The organism is Mycobacterium timonense, assembly GCF_025821985.1.
In the GTDB taxonomy this organism is placed as follows: domain Bacteria; phylum Actinomycetota; class Actinomycetes; order Mycobacteriales; family Mycobacteriaceae; genus Mycobacterium; species Mycobacterium avium.
The window spans coordinates 41,181-56,984 of the sequence record NZ_JACKSY010000019.1; the positions used below are offsets into that span (position 1 = coordinate 41,181).

Below are 15,804 nucleotides of genomic sequence, written 5' to 3' on the forward strand. Positions count from 1 at the left end.
ATGTTCAGCCCACGTCGAACAGGGGCAGGCAGTGTTCGATCTCACCGGCGCGGGAGCCGGAAAGGCGCAGCGCACCGGTGCGCCTGGCGTCGGCGAACGCCAGCTTGCCGGTGACCAGCAGCAGCCAGGTCCGCGGTTCGGTTTCCACCACGTTGGGCGGCGTGCCGCGGGTGTGGGCGGGCCCGGGGATGCACTGCACCGCGGCGAACGGCGGGATGCGCAGCTCCACGCTGCGGCCGGGCGCCGCCGCGGCCAGGGTGCGGGCGGTGAGCCGAACGGCCGTCGCCACCTCGTCGCGGGCGGGCTCGGGAGCGGACTCGTCCCGCAGCCACTGCGCGACGGCCAGTACCGCATGCCGGGTCTTGGCCGGGTCGGGCTTGTCGCGGGGCGCCATAGACCCAGGGTCTCAGATTCGTGGGGCCGCGTTTCGCCCGGAACGATGCCGCACCGCGAGCACCGCGATCGCCCCGGCCTCGTTGACGGCCAGGTGCGCCAGCATGGGGGCGGCGAGGCTGCCGCAACGGTCGGTGAGCCAGCCGAAGAACCAGCCCCCGACGGCGGTGACCAACACGGTGCCGGCCACCGGCTCGCCGATGGCACGGGCGTCGGCGATGTGTGAGAGCCCAAAGGCTATGGCCTGCAACAACATTGCGCCGCGTCTGCCGAACGCGGCGGAGCCGGCGGTAGTCAGCCCCGCGCGAAAGGCGGCCTCTTCCGACCAGACGGTGCCCACCGGTATGCGCAGCAGCAGCCAGTCCGGCGCCGGGGCCGGCGGCTCGCGCCCGGCCATCGACTCGCGCACCGCGGGCACCAGAGTGGTCGCGGCGACCGCGCCCGCCGCACAGCCGGCGACCGCCGCCCCGCACCGCAACCCGGCCCACAGCCGCGGCGGGTGCAGGCCCAGCGGCGCCCGCGTCAGCACCACCAGCGCGGCACCCATCCCGGCCTGCAGCACCATGCGAGCCCCGGCCGGCAGCCGCGGGCCGGCGAAGCTCCAGCCGACCAGGGCGCCGGCCAACGACAGCGCGGCGGTTCGACGAAAAACGCTGGGCCGCATCAGGTTTGGCGGCGGATGTTCATCCGAACAGCCGAGGCAGCACCGACTCGGAGGTCTGCCGCAATTCGGCCAACGGAACCGTGAACAGCCCCTGCACCTCGACCTCGTCGGAGGCCTGGTCGACGACGCCGATGCGCACCGCCGGCAGTCCCCGCGCCTCGCACATGGAACGGAACCGGCTCTCCTCGGTGCGCGGCACCGCCACCAGCACCCGGCCCGCCGACTCGGAGAACAACGTCACGAACGGGTCGGCGTCCTCGGGAAGAACGATGCGACAACCGGTTTCGCCCGCCAGGGCAGCCTCGACGACGGCCTGGGCCAGGCCGCCCTCGGACAGGTCGTGCGCCGCGGACACCAGGCCGTCGCGCGACGCCGCGCGCAGCACCTCGGCCAGCAGCTTCTCGCGGGCGAGGTCGACCTTGGGCGGCAGACCGCCCAGATGGTCGGCGGTCACCTGTGCCCACACCGAGCCGTCGAACTCGTCGCGGGTCTCGCCGAGCAGCATCAGGGTTTCGCCGGGCTCGGCGCCCAGGGCGGTGGGCAGCCGTCGGCTCACATCGTCGAGGACGCCGAGCACTCCCACCACCGGGGTGGGCAGGATCGCCGCCGACCCGGTTTGGTTGTAGAAGCTGACGTTGCCGCCGGTCACCGGAATCCCCAGGGCCACACAGCCATCCGCCAACCCGCGTACCGCCTGGGCGAACTGCCACATCACCGCGGGGTCTTCGGGCGAGCCGAAATTGAGGCAGTTGGTCACCGCGACCGGGGTGGCGCCGGTGACGGCGACGTTGCGGTAGGCCTCGGCGAGCGCGAGCTGCGCACCGGCGTAGGGGTCGAGCATGGTGTAGCGGCCCGAGGCGTCGGTGGACACGGCGATGCCGCGGCCGGTGGTCTCGTCGACGCGCAGCACGCCGCCGTCGGCGTGTTCGGCCAGCACGGTGTTGCCGCGCACATACCGGTCGTACTGCTCGGTGATGAACGCGCGGCTGCACAGGTGCGGACTGCCAAGCAGCGCAAGCAAAGTGGCCCGCAGCTCGGCGCCGGTGGCCGGGCGGGGCAGCCGTGCCGAGCTGTCGGCGTTCAGGGCGTCCTGGGTGTCGGGGCGGGCGAGCGGTCGCTGGTACACCGGGCCTTCGTGGGCGACGGTGCGCGGCGGCACGTCGACCACCGTCTGCCCGTGCCAGGTGATCCGCAGCCGGTCGCCGTCGGTGACCTCGCCGATCACGGTGGCCAGCACGTCCCACTTGCGGCACACCGCCAGGAAGGCGTCGACGTTCTCCGGTGTGACCACCGCGCACATCCGCTCCTGGGATTCGCTGCACAGCACCTCCGCGGGCGTCATGCCGGCGGTGCGCAGCGGCACGGCCTCCAGCCGGACCTCCATCCCCCCGTCCCCGGCGGACGCCAATTCAGAAGTGGCGCAAGCTAATCCGGCACCGCCCAGGTCTTGGATACCGACCACCAGCCCACCGGCGTAGAGCTCCAGGCAGCACTCGATGAGCACCTTCTCCATGAACGGGTCGCCCACCTGAACCGAGGGCAGCTTCTTGCGCGAGTTCTCCGCATCGAAGGTGTCCGACGCCAGCACCGATACCCCGCCGATGCCGTCCAGCCCGGTGCGGGCGCCGAACAGGATGATCTTGTTGCCCGTGCCGGAGGCGAAGGCCAGGTGCAGGTCCTCCTGGCGTAACACCCCGACGCACATGGCGTTCACCAGCGGGTTGCCGGCGTAGCAGGCGTCGAAGACGGTCTCGCCGCCGATGTTGGGCAGGCCCAGCGAGTTGCCGTAGCCGCCGATGCCGCGCACCACGCCGTCGAGCACGCGGCGGGTGTCCGGCGCATCGGCGGCGCCGAACCGAAGCTGGTCCATCACCGCCACCGGGCGCGCGCCCATCGCCATGATGTCGCGCACGATGCCGCCGACGCCGGTGGCCGCCCCCTGATAGGGCTCGACGTAGGAGGGGTGGTTGTGCGATTCCACCTTGAAGGTGACCGCCCAGCCGTCGCCGATGTCGACGACGCCGGCGTTCTCGCCGATGCCGGCCAGCATGCCGGCGCGCATCTCGTCGGTGGTGGTCTCCCCGAAGTAGCGCAGGTGCACCTTGGACGACTTGTAGGAGCAGTGCTCGCTCCACATCACCGAGTACATCGCCAGCTCGGTGTCGGTGGGCCGGCGGCCCAGGATTTCGCGGATGCGCTGGTATTCGTCGTCTTTGAGGCCCAACTCGCCGAAGGGCTGCGGCTCGTCGGGGGTGGTCGCGGCGCGCTCGACGGTGTCGATCGCCTGGGTGGGCGCACTCGTCGGGGAGACAGTCACGCCCGCCAGTCTATGGCGCACCGGCCCTGCCGGCGCCGCTGCCGGGGCCAGCCCGCGGCGAAGGTTTGTCCGCAGGGTGGGCGGGTAGCCGCCCTGTGTCCGAGGACGAACGCAAAACGGAGGAGACAATGACAGTCGAAACCGGACATGTCACCGGCACCAAAGACAAGAACTACAACCTCATTTGGTTCACCGAGAAGTGTCTCGACAACGCCTTGCGGCTGGAAACCTACATTCAGGACGCCGAGCGCGACGGGGACAACGACGTCGCCGAGCTGTTCCGTAAAGCGCAGTCGGACAGCCGCAAGGGCGCCCAGATGGCCGAGCAGTTGTTGGCCAAGCGCCTCTAGCTACGGGCGCACCAGGCAGAACACATTGCCCTCGGGGTCGGCCAGCACCACCCAGCGAAAGCTCTCACCGAACTGGTGCCGGCCGACCTCGTTCGCTCCAGCCGCCGTCAGCCGCGACACCTCGGCGTCGAGATCGGCGACACCGAGATCGAGGTGCACGCGGTTCTTCCCGGGCGTGGGATCGGGCACCTTCTGAAACCCCAGCCGCAGCCCCTCGGGGAAGCTCACCGCGGTGAACTCGCCGGCGAGGATGTCGTGCGTCGTTCCGCCGAACTGCTCGGCCCACCAGCCGGCCAGCCGCGCGGGGTCCCGGCAGTCGAAGGTCACCATCTCCACGTTGAGCCCCATACCGGCCGAGCCTATGCCGCTAACCGGGAGAAAGGAACGCGTGCATCGCGGCCGAGTACGCGGCGACGTCGTGCGCGCCCATCAGCTCGCGCGCGGAGTGCATCGCCAGCTGCGCCGCGCCCACGTCGACCGTCGGGATGCCGGTGCGCGCCGCGGCCAGCGGACCGATCGTCGACCCGCACGGCAGGTCGGCCCGGTGCTCGTAGCGCTGCAGCGTCACCCCGGCCTGCCGGCAGGCCAGCGCGAAGGCCGCGGCGGTGCGGCTGTCGGTGGCGTAGCGCAGGTTCGGGTGCACCTTGAGCACCGGTCCGGCGTTGACGGCGATCGGGTGGCCGGGCTCGTGGCGCTCCGGGTAGTTGGGGTGGGTGGCGTGTGCCATGTCCGCCGAGGCGAGCAGCGAGGCCGGCAGCCGGGACAGGTAGTCCTGCCGAGTACCGCCGGCCGCCAACACAATTCGCTCCAGCACGGTGCTCAACAAGTCGGAGTGCGCGCCGTGGTCCGAGGACGACCCGACCTCCTCGTGGTCGAAGAGGACCAGGACGGGCAGCGGCCCGCTCGGCTCGGTCGCCAGCAGCGCCTCCAGGCCCGCGTAGCAGCTGGCCTGGTTGTCCAGCCGGGGCGCGCTGAGCAGGTCGGCCGTTCCGTTCTCCGAGGCGCCGATCAGCGTCGAGGGCGTCAGGTCGTGGGTCATCAGGTCGGCGGCCAGCACGTCGCCCGGCGCCACCGCGGCCCGTGCCGCGACGTAGTCGACGAACGACCGCGCCGACTCGCCGACGCCCCACACCGCGTTGAGGTGCCGCTGCGGATCCAGCGTCACCGACTTGCGGTCCTCGGCCAAATGGATGGCCAGCTGCGGCACCCGCAGGATCGGCTCGTCGATGCGGACCAGCCGGTGGCTGAGCCCGGAACCGTCGCGCACCGACAGGCGTCCGCTGATGCCCAGGTCGCGGTCCAGCCACGAGTTGAGCCAGGCGCCGCCATAGGGCTGCAGCGCCACCACCCGCCACCCGGCGACCGTCCGGTCGGGATGCTGCTTGACCCGCAGGTTCGGGCTGTCGGTGTGCGCGCCCACGATCCGGAACGGGCCGTCGGCGCCGGTTGAATCCCAGGCCACCAGGGAGCCGGCCCGCACGGTGAAGTAGCGGCCGGGCTGCGATGGCCAGTGTTTAGCCTCGTCCAGTTCGGTGTACCCGGCAGCGATCAGCCGAGCGGCCACCGTGGCGCAGACGTGAAACGGCGACGGAGAGGCGTCGATGAACTCGCAGAGCCCTTGCGCACTCGCTGAGGACTTCGTCTGGTTTCGAGGCCCGCCGGACATGGTGAACATCATGGCTGTCCGCCGTCACGGCGTTCACGTTAGGGTCATCCACGTGCCCCCCGTCCAGCCACAGCCCATCCTCGCGCCGCTCACCCCGGCGGCGATCTTCCTCGTGCTGACCGTCGACGACGGCGGCGAGGCGACCGTGCACGAGGCGCTGCAGGACATCTCGGGGCTGGTGCGCGCGATCGGTTTCCGCGAGCCGCAGAAACGGTTGTCGGCGATCGCCTCGATCGGCTCGGACGTCTGGGACCGTTTGTTCTCCGGGCCGCGCCCCGCCGAGCTGCACCGCTTCGTCGAGCTGCACGGGCCGCGGCACACCGCTCCCGCCACACCCGGGGACCTGTTGTTCCACATCCGGGCCGAAAGCCTGGACGTCTGTTTCGAACTGGCCGACCGGATCCTGAAATCGATGGCCGGCGCCGTCACCGTCGTCGACGAGGTGCACGGCTTCCGGTACTTCGACAACCGCGACCTGCTCGGGTTCGTCGACGGCACCGAAAACCCCGACGGCGCACTGGCCGTCAGCTCCACCGCGATCGGCGACGAGGACCCCGACTTCGCCGGCTCCTGCTACGTCCACGTGCAGAAGTACCTGCACGACATGTCGGCGTGGACCGCGCTGTCGGTCACCGAGCAGGAGAACGTGATCGGGCGCACCAAGCTCGATGACATCGAACTCGACGACGACGTCAAACCCGCCGACGCCCACATCGCGCTCAACGTCATCACCGACGACGACGGCACCGAGCTGAAAATCGTCCGGCACAACATGCCCTTCGGCGAACTCGGCAAGAGCGAATACGGCACCTATTTCATCGGCTACTCGCGCACCCCGCGAGTCACCGAACAGATGCTGCGCAACATGTTCCTCGGCGACCCGCCCGGCAACACCGATCGCATCCTCGATTTCTCCACCGCGGTCACCGGTGGACTGTTCTTCTCTCCCACCGTCGATTTCCTCGACGACCCGCCACCCCTGCCCGCGCCTGGGACGCCGGCGGCACCCCCGGCGCGGAACGGCTCACTGTCGATCGGCAGCTTGAAAGGAACAACTCGATGAACAACCTCTACCGCGATCTGGCACCGGTCACCGAAGCCGCTTGGGGTGAAATCGAATTGGAGGCCAGCCGGACCTTCAAGCGCCATGTCGCCGGCCGGCGGGTGGTCGACGTGAGCGAGCCCGGCGGTCCGGCCGCCGCGGCGGTCAGCACCGGCCGACTGATCGACGTCGAGGCACCCACCAACGGTGTGGTGGCCCACCTGCGGGCCAGCAAACCCCTTGTCCGGCTGCGGGTTCCGTTCACCTTGTCGCGTTACGAGATCGACAACGTCGAGCGCGGCGCCAACGACTCCGACTGGGATCCGGTCAAGGAGGCCGCCAAGAAGTTGGCGTTCGTGGAAGACCGGGCCATCTTCGAGGGCTACGCGGCCGCGTCGATCGACGGCATCCGTTCGGCCAGCTCGAACAAGCCGCTGGCCCTGCCGGCAGACCCCCGCGAGATTCCGGACGTGATCACCCAGGCGATCTCCGAACTCCGGCTGGCCGGTGTCGACGGCCCCTACTCGGTGCTGCTGTCCGCCGACGTCTACACCAAGGTCAGCGAGACCACCGAACACGGCTATCCGATCCTCGAACACATCGACCGGCTGGTTCCCGGCGACATCATCTGGGCGCCGGCCATCGACGGTGCTTTCGTGCTGACCACCCGCGGCGGCGACTTCGACCTGCAACTCGGGACCGACGTGTCGATCGGCTACACCAGTCACGACGCGGACACCGTGCAGCTGTACCTGCAGGAGACGCTGACCTTCTTGTGCTACACCGCCGAGGCCGCCGTCCCGCTCACCTCGTGAGAACCAATGGCCACCGCGGACGGATTTCACCCGGACTTCGACGACGCGACACCGCACGTCGCGCGCAACCGCGTGTATCACGTCAAGGCGTCACAGCTCAGCTCCGATACCGCACAGTCGGAGGGCCTGCGGCGCTTCGCCGCGCTGTCCGGCAACTCGGTCGGGTCGGAAAAGCTGTGGATGGGTGAGACGCACGCGTTCCCGGATCGGCGTCGGACAACCACCACCACGGCGAATCCGAGACGGCGATCTATGTGCGAACCGGCAACCCGGAGTTCGTCTTTCACGACGGTGTCCACGAAGTCCGCATCGCCACCGCGCCCGGTGACTACGTCTTCATCCCGCCTTACCTGCCGCACCGGGAGGAAAACCCCGACCCGCACACCACCGCCGAGGTGGTAATCGCGCGCAGCACCCAGGAGGCCATCGTGGTCAACCTGCCCGCGCTGTATCCGCTGACCGATCCCGACTGACGCCACGGCGACCCGAAACCCGTTGTACGCCAATATTTCCGCCTACCCGGCTGGCGACGGCGGTCGTGCTTGCGGTGCTCGCGCTTTACGGCCAGCAAATGAGACGTTTTAATACATCTCGTGGTCCCCGACCAGCTCGACCTCGACGCCGCCGACCTGCGGATCTCCCGGGGCAGCGTGCCCGCCAGCACCCAGCTCGCCGAAGCGCTCAAGGCGGCCATCGTCAAACAGCGGCTGCCTCGCGGTGCGCGGCTGCCCACCGAGCGAGAGCTGGTCGATCGCACCCGGGTGAGCCGGGTCACCGTGCGCGCGGCGGTCGGGCTGCTCGAACGCCAGGGCTGGCTGGTGCGCCGCCAGGGCCTGGGCACCTTCGTGGCCAACCCGGTCAAGCAGGAACTCGGGCCCGGCGTGCGCACCATCACCGAGGTGCTGGCCGCCTCGGGCATCACCCCGAACGTCGACGTGCTGTCGCATCGCGTCGAGGACGCCCCGCAACGCATCGCCGAAACGCTGCACCTGACCAAAGTCCTTTGCGTGCACCGGCGTTTCCGCGACGGCGAGCAGCCGCTGGCCCTGATGATCGCCTACCTGCCGCCGGGGTTGGGCAAGGCCGTCGAACCGTTGCTGAAGAGCGCGACCGACACGCAGACCGGGCGGGCGATGGAAAGCACCTACACCATGTGGGAGCGGCGACTCGACACCCCGATCGCCCGAGCCAGCTACGAGATCCACGCCGCCGGCGCCTCCGTGGAAGTGGCCGGCGCCCTGAATCTGCCGTTGGGGTCGCCGGTGCTGGTGCTCGAACGCACCAGTTACGGCCATGACGACACCCCGCTCGAGGTGGTGGAATTCCACTATCGTCCGGAGCGGTACCGGTTTTCGGTCACGCTGCCGCGCACGGTGCCCGGACCCGGCGCCGGGATCGTGGAGCGGAGTGGCTGACTCAGCGAATTCTCAACAGATTCTTCGGTGGCGCACCGGTTGGCTCCCAGCGTCCGCAAATTCGCCGGCGGCAGCATGTTCGTCATGACGAACGAGCAGAGCTGCGCGAACCTGGTGGAGCGCTACTTGCGCACGCGCGGCCGGCGGTATTTTCGCGGCCACCACGACGGCGAATACTTCTTCGTCACCGCCGCTCCGCGGCGGCTGCATGTCCGCTTCGAGATTTCGCCCGCGCACGACGACGTGTTGATCATCCGGGTCAGCCCGGGGTACTACTTCCCCGCGTCCGACCGCCCGTGGCTGACCCACTTTTCCGACCGGTGGAACCGTCTGGGCCGGCGCGTCACCGCGATCGTGCACGGTTCGTCGGATCCGCAGCGGATCGGCGTCACGGCGCGCAAGTCGCAATGGATCCGAAACGGCGTCGGCTTCACCGATTTCGCCGCTTTTCTCGACGAGACGATCGCGGACGCGACCGAACTCTTCGAGGAGTTGAACCCCGCCGCACCGCCGGCGCACGCACCATTGCTGCGCGACGCGGGCTGACGTCCCGGCGCTCAGCCGGCGAGCACGCCGTCCAGCACCGAATAGAACAGGCCCAGGCCGTCGTCGGAAGGCCCGGTCAGCGCCTCGATGGCATGTTCGGGATGCGGCATCAGCCCCACCACACGGCCGTCGGCGGAGCTGACGCCGGCGATGTCGCGCTGGGAACCGTTGAGGTTCTCGTGGTAGCGGAACACCACCCGTCCCTCGCCCTCGAGTTCGTCGAGCACGTCGGCGGGGGCGACGTAGCGCCCCTCACCGGATTTCAGCGGCACCAGCAGATCGGCGTCGGGTTCGAACCTCGACGTCCACGCCGTCGACGTCGAGGCCACCCGCAGCCACACGTCGCGGCAGATGAAGTGCAGACCCACGTTGCGGGTCAACGCGCCGGGCAGCAGCCCGGCCTCGCAGAGCACCTGAAAACCGTTGCAAATACCCAACACTGGCATTCCGCGGCGGGCGGCGTCGACGACTTCGGCCATCACCGGGGCGAACCGGGCGATCGCCCCGGCCCGCAGATAGTCGCCGTAGGAGAAGCCGCCGGGCACCACCACCGCGTCGACGCCCTTGAGGTCGGCGTCGGCGTGCCACAGGCTGACCGGCTGCGCACCGACCCGTCGCGCCGCCCGCGCGGCGTCCACGTCGTCGAGCGTCCCGGGGAAGGTGATGATCCCGATGCGTGCGGTCACTGCGTCTCCCGGCTGATCGTCCAGTCCTCGATCACGGTGTTGGCCAACAGCGTTTCGGCGATCTCGGCGAGCGCCGCATCGTCGACGCTGTCATCGACCTCGAGCTCAAATCGCTTGCCCTGCCGCACATCTGAGATCCCGGAATGCCCGAGCCGGCCCAGTGCGCCGACAATCGCCTGACCCTGCGGGTCCAAGATCTCCGCTTTGGGCATCACACTCACGATCACCCGGGCCACCGGCGCTCCTCCTGTGTTGGCGTTTTCCGCGCCAACTCTACCGGCGAAAGCGCAGCTCGGGATCACGGGCACGAGGCGATGTAGGCCTCGCACAACGACGCGTTCATGGCGCCCAGCACCGGGTCGTCCGCCATCGCCGGCCACGGCGTCTGCGGCGGCGCCGACGACCACAGCGTCAGCTCGCTGATGGTGCTGCTGGCCGGGTGCGCCAGCAGATAGGTGTGCATCACCACCGGGCCGCTGATCACGGCGGCCATCCGGGTCGGCTCGTCGCTGGTCAGCGACGGCGATTCCTGCGGCGCGCGCTGCTGGCAGCCGCGCAGCGCGGCGACGGCGTTGCCGAACACCGTGGCCGCGACGGCGCCGCCGTGGGCGGTGTCGCCGCGCCAGTGCAGCACCTGCGCCTGCAGCTGCCACTGCCCGTCGGGATGGGCAACCGTCGAACGCGCCACCACCGCCGAGTCGCGCGGGTCCTGCGGCAGGGCCGGCGCGCCGCAGAGCTCCTCGAACCGGAAACGCGGGCCGGGCGCCGCGCCGGTGGTGTGCGCCGCCTGACCGGCGAGCGCGGGCCAGTGGTACACCGCATCCAGCGGCACCGCATGCTGATCGATCCACGCGGTGTTGGGGATCCGGTCGCATATCCCCGGGCAGGTCTCGGGCTCGCCGTACGCAGGCATGACGACGATCAGGGCAACCGCGAAGCTGCCGGCGACCACCATGGTGGCCAGGAAGACGCGCATCGGCAGCTTGTCCATCAAGGCACAATCGTAGATATGCAACTGACGCATTTCGGCCATTCGTGCCTACTTGCCGAGTTCGACCACACCCGAGTGCTCTTTGACCCCGGTACCTTCGCACACGGTTTCGAGGGCATCACCGGCCTCACCGCCATCTTGATCACCCATCAGCACCCCGACCACATCGACGCCACCCGGCTGCCGGCATTGCTCGAGGGTAACCCGGATGCCGCGCTGTACGCCGACCCACAGACCACCGCCCAACTGGGCGCACCCTGCCGGGCGGTGCACGTCGGCGACGAGCTGCAGATCGGCGAGCTGACGGTTCGCGCGGTCGGCGGTAAACATGCGGTGATCCACCCGGAAATCCCTGTGATAGAGAACATTTCGTTTCTGGTGGGCGACGGCGGCCATCGCGCCCGGTTGATGCATCCCGGCGACGCGCTGTTCGTGCCCGACGAGCCGGTGGACGTGCTGGCCACCCCGGCCGCGGCCCCGTGGATGAAGGTGTCCGAGGCGGTGGACTACCTGCGCGCCGTGGCGCCCGCCCGCGCCGTCCCCATCCACCAGGGCATCATCGCCCCGGACGCGCGCGGCATCTACTACGGCCGGCTCTCGGAGATGACCAGCACCGACTTCCAGGTGCTGCCCGAAGAGGACGCCGTCACCTTCTAGCGCTCGGCCTCTTAGGTGATGTCGTCGGCGACGCCGCGACCGGCAGCGCGGCCGGAGAAGATGCACCCGCCGAGGAAGGTGCCTTCCAACGCGCGATAGCCGTGCACCCCGCCGCCGCCGAATCCGGCCGCCTCGCCGGCCGCGTACAGTCCGGTGAGTGGGGTGCCGTCGGCGCCCAGCACCCGCGAGGCGAGGTCGGTTTCGATGCCGCCCAACGTCTTTCGCGTCAGGATATGTAGTTTGACCGCAATCAGCGGTCCGGCCTTCGGGTCGGTCAGCCGGTGTGGCGCCACCACCCGGCCCAGCCGGTCGCCCAGATAGCCGCGGGCGGCGCGGATCGCGGTGATCTGGCCGTCCTTGCTGAACCTGTTGGCCACCTCGCGGTCGCGGGCGGTGACCTCGGCCTCCACCGTGGCGTAGTCCAGCGGCGCCACGTCGGGCAGCTTGTTCATCGCGGTCACCAACTCGCGCAACGAATTCGCGCTGACGAAGTCCACCCCCCGGTCGACGAACGCCTGCACCGGTCCGGGCGGCCCGGAGCGCGCCCGGTTGCGCAGCAGTTCGCGCACGCTCTGCCCGGTCAGGTCGGGGTTCTGCTCCTGGCCGGAAAGCGCGAATTCCTTCTCGATGATCTTGGCGTTCAACACGAACCAGGTGTAGTCGAAGCCCGATTTGGTGATGTACTCCAACGTGCCGAGGGTGTCGAACCCCGGGTAGAGCGGAACCGGCAGCCGCTTGCCGTTGGCGTCCAGCCACAGCGAGGACGGGCCCGGGATGATGCGGATGCCGTGCCGCGGCCAGATCGGCTCGTAGTTGGTGATGCCCTCGGTGTAGTGCCACATCCGGTCCGGGTTGATCACCCGCGCACCGGCCCGCTGGGTGATCTCGATCATCCGGCCGTCGACATGTGCCGGCACACCGCTGAGCAATTGTTCGGGGACGCGGCCCATCCGCTTCGGCCAATTCTTGCGCACCAACTCGTGATTGCCGCCGATGCCGCCACTGGTCACGATCACCGCGTCGGCGCGAAACTCGAACTGCGCTATGGTGTTTCGCGACGACGCGACACCGCGCGGCGCGGCGGAGGGCTCCAGCACGCTGCCCCGGACGCCGGTCACCGCGCCGCCCTCGACGATCAGTTCGTCGACCCGATGGCGGTGCGCGAAACGCACGGTCGAGCGATCCCGCAAGCGGCGGGCGAAGATCTCGACCAGCGCCGGGCCGGTACCCCAGGTGATGTGGAAGCGGGGGACCGAATTGCCGTGTCCCTGTGCGTCATAGCCGCCGCGCTCGGCCCAGCCGACCAACGGGAAAAGCTTCAACCCCCGGGCACGCAACCAACTGCGTTTCTCGCCCGCGGCGAAATCGACGTAGGCGTGCGCCCATTGGCGCGGCCAGAAGTCCTCGGGGCGGTCGAACGCCGCGGTGCCCAGCCAATCCTGCAGCGCGAGTTCATGGCTGTCGCGGATGCCCAGCCGGCGCTGCTCGGGGCTGTCGACGAAGAACAGGCCGCCGAACGACCAGAAGGCCTGCCCGCCCAGGTTGGCGCTGTTCTCCTGGTCCAGGACGAGCACCCGCAGGCCGCGGTCCACCAGTTCGCAGGCGGCGACCAGGCCCGCCAATCCGGCCCCGACCACAATGGCATCCGCGCCGAAAGCCGCCACCGATGAATCGCTCATGTCGGACCAGGGTAGTGCCCCGGCCGCCGCGCGCAGCGACTCGCTTGGTCAGGCGGCGTCCAGGGCGGCCCGGTCGGGGCGCCAGCGATACACCGTCGGTTCGCAGTTGTGCATCAGGGCCAGGTCGACGGCGTCCAGCATGGCCTGCAACGGGCCGGGTTTGCGGAGATGGCGAGCCGCGACCGCCACCCGCACCACGCCGTGGCGGCGGGCGATCCGCTCGGCGGACAGCACCACCATCCGGCACCACCACGGCTCGCTGAGGAAGCCCTCGCCGATGCCGAGGACGCGGGCGCGCACGGTGCTGTGCCGGACCAGGTCGGTGATCCCGTGCAGGTCGGCCAGCAAGCGAAATCCGTTGCCCGGCAATGCCTTGACGACCCCGGGTGACACCACCCAGCCGGGCGCGGCGAACAGCCGGGTGCGCAGCCCGAGATGCTCGAGCACCCGGTCGGCGGCCATCAGCCTCAGGTTGGCCTCGTGCGCCCGCAGGATCGCGAACTCGCCGCGCCGCTTCTTGGTGGCAGCGTCGTCGTAGCCGTGCAGCACGATGGCGTCCCCACCGGCCCGGCGGCCGGTCAGCCATTCGACGGTTCGCGGGTCGCGGTCGAGCCGGTAGTCGCCGGACAGCCGGGGAGCCACCAGCAATGACACCGGCACGTTGCGGGCGTCCATTTGTGCGCAGAACGCCTCGACGTCGGGCAGGGTGCGTTCGCCGATGCCCGAGACGGAGACGATCAATTTTCCAGACACACCAGCAGTTTGACGATCTCAGGTGTCGGAATGGTGAAGGACACGCAGACAGCAGGCGTATATGCGCTCACCCAGCGCGATAACCGAATTGGCGGCCGCCGGGGCCGGCGAATCCGGTCTGTTCGATATGCTAAGCAACGCCATGGATGAGGCCCCGTACGCAGCGGCCAAAACGCCGCCGCATGCCCCGACCGGGCAGCCGGGCGCCACCGAACGGGAATACCCCGACAAGCTGGACGCCGCGCTGCTGCGGATCTCCGGTGTGTGCATCTTGGCCACCGTGATGGCGATCCTGGACGTCACGGTCGTCAGCGTCGCCCAGCGCACCTTCATCGACCAGTTCTCCTCCTCGCAGGCCGTGGTGGCCTGGACGATGACCGGCTACACGCTCGCCCTGGCCACCGTCATCCCGATCACCGGGTGGGCGGCGGACCGGTTCGGCACCAAACGACTGTTCATCGGCTCGGTGCTGGCCTTCATGCTGGGCTCGCTGCTGTGCGCGCTAGCGGCAAACATCTTGCAGCTCATCGTCTTTCGGGTGGTTCAGGGCATCGGCGGCGGCATGTTGCTGCCGTTGGGTTTCATGATCTTGACCCGGGAAGCGGGGCCGCGGCGGCTCGGGCGGCTGATGTCGATCCTGAGCATCCCGATGCTGCTCGCCCCGATCGGCGGCCCGATCCTGGGCGGATGGCTGATCGACACCTCGAGTTGGCGGTGGATCTTCTTGATCAACGTGCCGATCGGGCTGCTCACCGTCGCCCTGGCCGCCGTCGTGTTTCCCCGCGATCACCCGGCCCGCTCCGAGACCTTCGACGCCGTGGGCGTGCTGCTGCTCTCGCCGGGCCTGGCGACGTTCCTGTTCGCGGTGTCCTCCATCCCCGGCCGCGGCACCGTCGCGGACCGGCATGTGCTGATACCGGCGGCGATGGGGCTGACGCTGATCGCCGGGTTCGTCGGGCACGCCTGGCATCGCGCCGATCATCCGCTGATCGACCTGCGGCTGTTCCGCAATCCGGTGCTCACCCACGCCAACGTGACGATGCTGGTCTTCGCCACCGCCTTCTTCGGCGCCGGGCTGCTGCTGCCGAGCTATTTCCAGCAGGTGCTGCACCAAACGCCGATGCAGGCCGGCGTGCACATGATTCCCCAGGGACTCGGCGCCATGCTGACCATGCGGTTGACCGGACCGCTGGTGGACAGGCAGGGGCCGGGCAAGGTGGTGCTGGTCGGCATCGCGCTGATCACCGCCGGCCTGGGCGCCTTCGCCTTCGGGGTGGCCAGGCAGGCCCCCTACCTGCCGACGCTGCTGGCCGGGCTGGCGATCACCGGCCTGGGCATGGGCTGCACCATGATGCCGCTGTCCGTCGCGTCGGTGCAGGCGCTGGCCCCGCACCAAATCGCGCGCGGGACGACGCTGATGAGCGTCAGCCATCAAGTGGGTGGCTCGATGGGCACCGCGCTGATGTCGATGATCCTGACCAACCAGTTCAACCGCAGCCCCAACATCGTCGCCGCCAACAAGCTGGCCGCCCTGCACCAGAAGGCGGCCGCCGGCGGGACGCCGATCGACCAATCCGCAATACCCCGGCAATCGCTTGCTCCCGGTTTTTGGGGCAATGTGTTGCACGACCTTTCGCACGCCTATACCGCGGTATTCGTGATCGCCGTTGCGCTGGTGGTTTGCACCATCATTCCGGCGTCGTTTCTGCCGAAAAAACCCGCCACCGAAACCGCCGGCAAATGACATAAGCGCGCCGCCGGATCAACACCAGCGCGTTTATCGCTTAACCACAGAAAACGAATTACACGCGTGCGAATAAGCGAATAGGG

Annotated in this window: 17 protein-coding genes and 1 pseudogene; 8 read left to right on the forward strand and 10 right to left on the reverse strand. The window is 69.3% G+C overall.

The genetic code is table 11. The annotated features are described in order from the left end of the window. Positions 1–4: 4 nt before the first annotated feature. Genes H7I87_RS05930 through purL form a run of 3 tightly spaced genes read right to left on the reverse strand, consistent with a single transcriptional unit; the run spans position 5 to position 3,374 of the window. A complete protein-coding gene (locus H7I87_RS05930; protein WP_023861906.1) occupies positions 5–394 on the reverse strand; it encodes a sterol carrier family protein in 390 nt (129 codons plus the stop codon). A gap of 12 nt (positions 395–406) precedes the next feature. Further along, complete coding sequence (locus tag H7I87_RS05935) at positions 407–1,057, reverse strand: Rv0804 family intramembrane glutamic endopeptidase (RefSeq protein WP_023869771.1); 651 nt, start codon at positions 1,055–1,057, stop codon at positions 407–409. 19 nt (positions 1,058–1,076) lie between these two features. After that, positions 1,077–3,374 carry a phosphoribosylformylglycinamidine synthase subunit PurL gene (purL, locus tag H7I87_RS05940; protein ID WP_019685434.1) on the reverse strand — a complete coding sequence of 766 codons (2,298 nt, stop codon included), beginning with the start codon at positions 3,372–3,374 and terminating at the stop codon, positions 1,077–1,079. A gap of 128 nt (positions 3,375–3,502) precedes the next feature. Between purL and H7I87_RS05945 the strand changes: the two genes are divergently transcribed. Then, entirely contained in the window at positions 3,503–3,724 is a 222-nt protein-coding gene (locus H7I87_RS05945; RefSeq protein WP_003875794.1) for a hypothetical protein, read from the forward strand. Here the strand turns inward: H7I87_RS05945 and H7I87_RS05950 are convergent, their stop codons facing one another. Both H7I87_RS05950 and H7I87_RS05955 read right to left on the reverse strand, forming a co-directional pair. Next, complete coding sequence (locus tag H7I87_RS05950; RefSeq protein ID WP_003875793.1) at positions 3,725–4,072, reverse strand: VOC family protein; 348 nt, start codon at positions 4,070–4,072, stop codon at positions 3,725–3,727. It abuts the gene before it with no gap. A 19-nt stretch (positions 4,073–4,091) separates the two neighbouring features. Further along, complete coding sequence (locus H7I87_RS05955; protein WP_033726588.1) at positions 4,092–5,399, reverse strand: M18 family aminopeptidase; 1,308 nt, start codon at positions 5,397–5,399, stop codon at positions 4,092–4,094. 37 nt (positions 5,400–5,436) lie between these two features. On the opposite strand from H7I87_RS05955, the gene H7I87_RS05960 reads away from it, so the two are divergent. The 5 genes and pseudogenes from H7I87_RS05960 (at position 5,437) to H7I87_RS05980 (ending at position 9,208) form a co-directional block, all read left to right on the forward strand. Continuing rightward, a complete protein-coding gene (locus H7I87_RS05960) occupies positions 5,437–6,453 on the forward strand; it encodes a Dyp-type peroxidase (protein ID WP_162014686.1) in 1,017 nt (338 codons plus the stop codon). Further along, on the forward strand, positions 6,450–7,247 hold the full coding sequence (locus H7I87_RS05965; RefSeq protein ID WP_003875791.1) for a family 1 encapsulin nanocompartment shell protein: 798 nt from the start codon (positions 6,450–6,452) through the stop codon (positions 7,245–7,247). Before H7I87_RS05960 ends, H7I87_RS05965 begins: the two co-directional genes overlap by 4 nt. A gap of 6 nt (positions 7,248–7,253) precedes the next feature. Beyond that, a pseudogene (locus H7I87_RS05970) lies at positions 7,254–7,720 on the forward strand (cupin domain-containing protein). Positions 7,721–7,840: 120 nt separating this feature from the next. Continuing rightward, positions 7,841–8,662, forward strand: a complete 822-nt coding sequence (locus H7I87_RS05975; RefSeq protein ID WP_023900282.1) for an Rv0792c family HTH-type transcriptional regulator — start codon at positions 7,841–7,843, stop codon at positions 8,660–8,662. Between the two features lie 84 nt (positions 8,663–8,746). Then, complete coding sequence (locus tag H7I87_RS05980; RefSeq protein WP_033719295.1) at positions 8,747–9,208, forward strand: hypothetical protein; 462 nt, start codon at positions 8,747–8,749, stop codon at positions 9,206–9,208. An 11-nt stretch (positions 9,209–9,219) separates the two neighbouring features. Here the strand turns inward: H7I87_RS05980 and purQ are convergent, their stop codons facing one another. From purQ to H7I87_RS05995, 3 genes are all read right to left on the reverse strand, one after another. Next, on the reverse strand, positions 9,220–9,894 hold the full coding sequence (purQ, locus tag H7I87_RS05985; RefSeq protein WP_023900284.1) for a phosphoribosylformylglycinamidine synthase subunit PurQ: 675 nt from the start codon (positions 9,892–9,894) through the stop codon (positions 9,220–9,222). Further along, positions 9,891–10,130: a phosphoribosylformylglycinamidine synthase subunit PurS gene (gene purS, locus H7I87_RS05990; RefSeq protein WP_003875786.1), complete on the reverse strand. Its 240-nt coding sequence runs from the start codon at positions 10,128–10,130 to the stop codon at positions 9,891–9,893. The genes purQ and purS overlap by 4 nt, the downstream gene beginning before the upstream one ends. 62 nt (positions 10,131–10,192) lie before the next feature. Next, a complete protein-coding gene (locus H7I87_RS05995) occupies positions 10,193–10,927 on the reverse strand; it encodes an ATPase (RefSeq protein WP_179295676.1) in 735 nt (244 codons plus the stop codon). Between H7I87_RS05995 and H7I87_RS06000 the strand changes: the two genes are divergently transcribed. After that, positions 10,904–11,542, forward strand: coding sequence for an MBL fold metallo-hydrolase (locus tag H7I87_RS06000; RefSeq protein WP_009974914.1), 639 nt, complete (start codon positions 10,904–10,906; stop codon positions 11,540–11,542). The genes H7I87_RS05995 and H7I87_RS06000 overlap by 24 nt on opposite strands. 11 nt (positions 11,543–11,553) lie before the next feature. Here the strand turns inward: H7I87_RS06000 and H7I87_RS06005 are convergent, their stop codons facing one another. After that, on the reverse strand, positions 11,554–13,221 hold the full coding sequence (locus tag H7I87_RS06005) for an FAD-binding dehydrogenase (protein ID WP_011723726.1): 1,668 nt from the start codon (positions 13,219–13,221) through the stop codon (positions 11,554–11,556). A 48-nt stretch (positions 13,222–13,269) separates the two neighbouring features. Further along, a complete protein-coding gene (locus H7I87_RS06010; protein ID WP_023861912.1) occupies positions 13,270–13,974 on the reverse strand; it encodes a DUF2334 domain-containing protein in 705 nt (234 codons plus the stop codon). A gap of 127 nt (positions 13,975–14,101) precedes the next feature. Between H7I87_RS06010 and H7I87_RS06015 the strand changes: the two genes are divergently transcribed. Continuing rightward, entirely contained in the window at positions 14,102–15,718 is a 1,617-nt protein-coding gene (locus H7I87_RS06015) for a DHA2 family efflux MFS transporter permease subunit (RefSeq protein ID WP_031354254.1), read from the forward strand. The last annotated feature ends 86 nt before the right edge of the window (positions 15,719–15,804 follow it).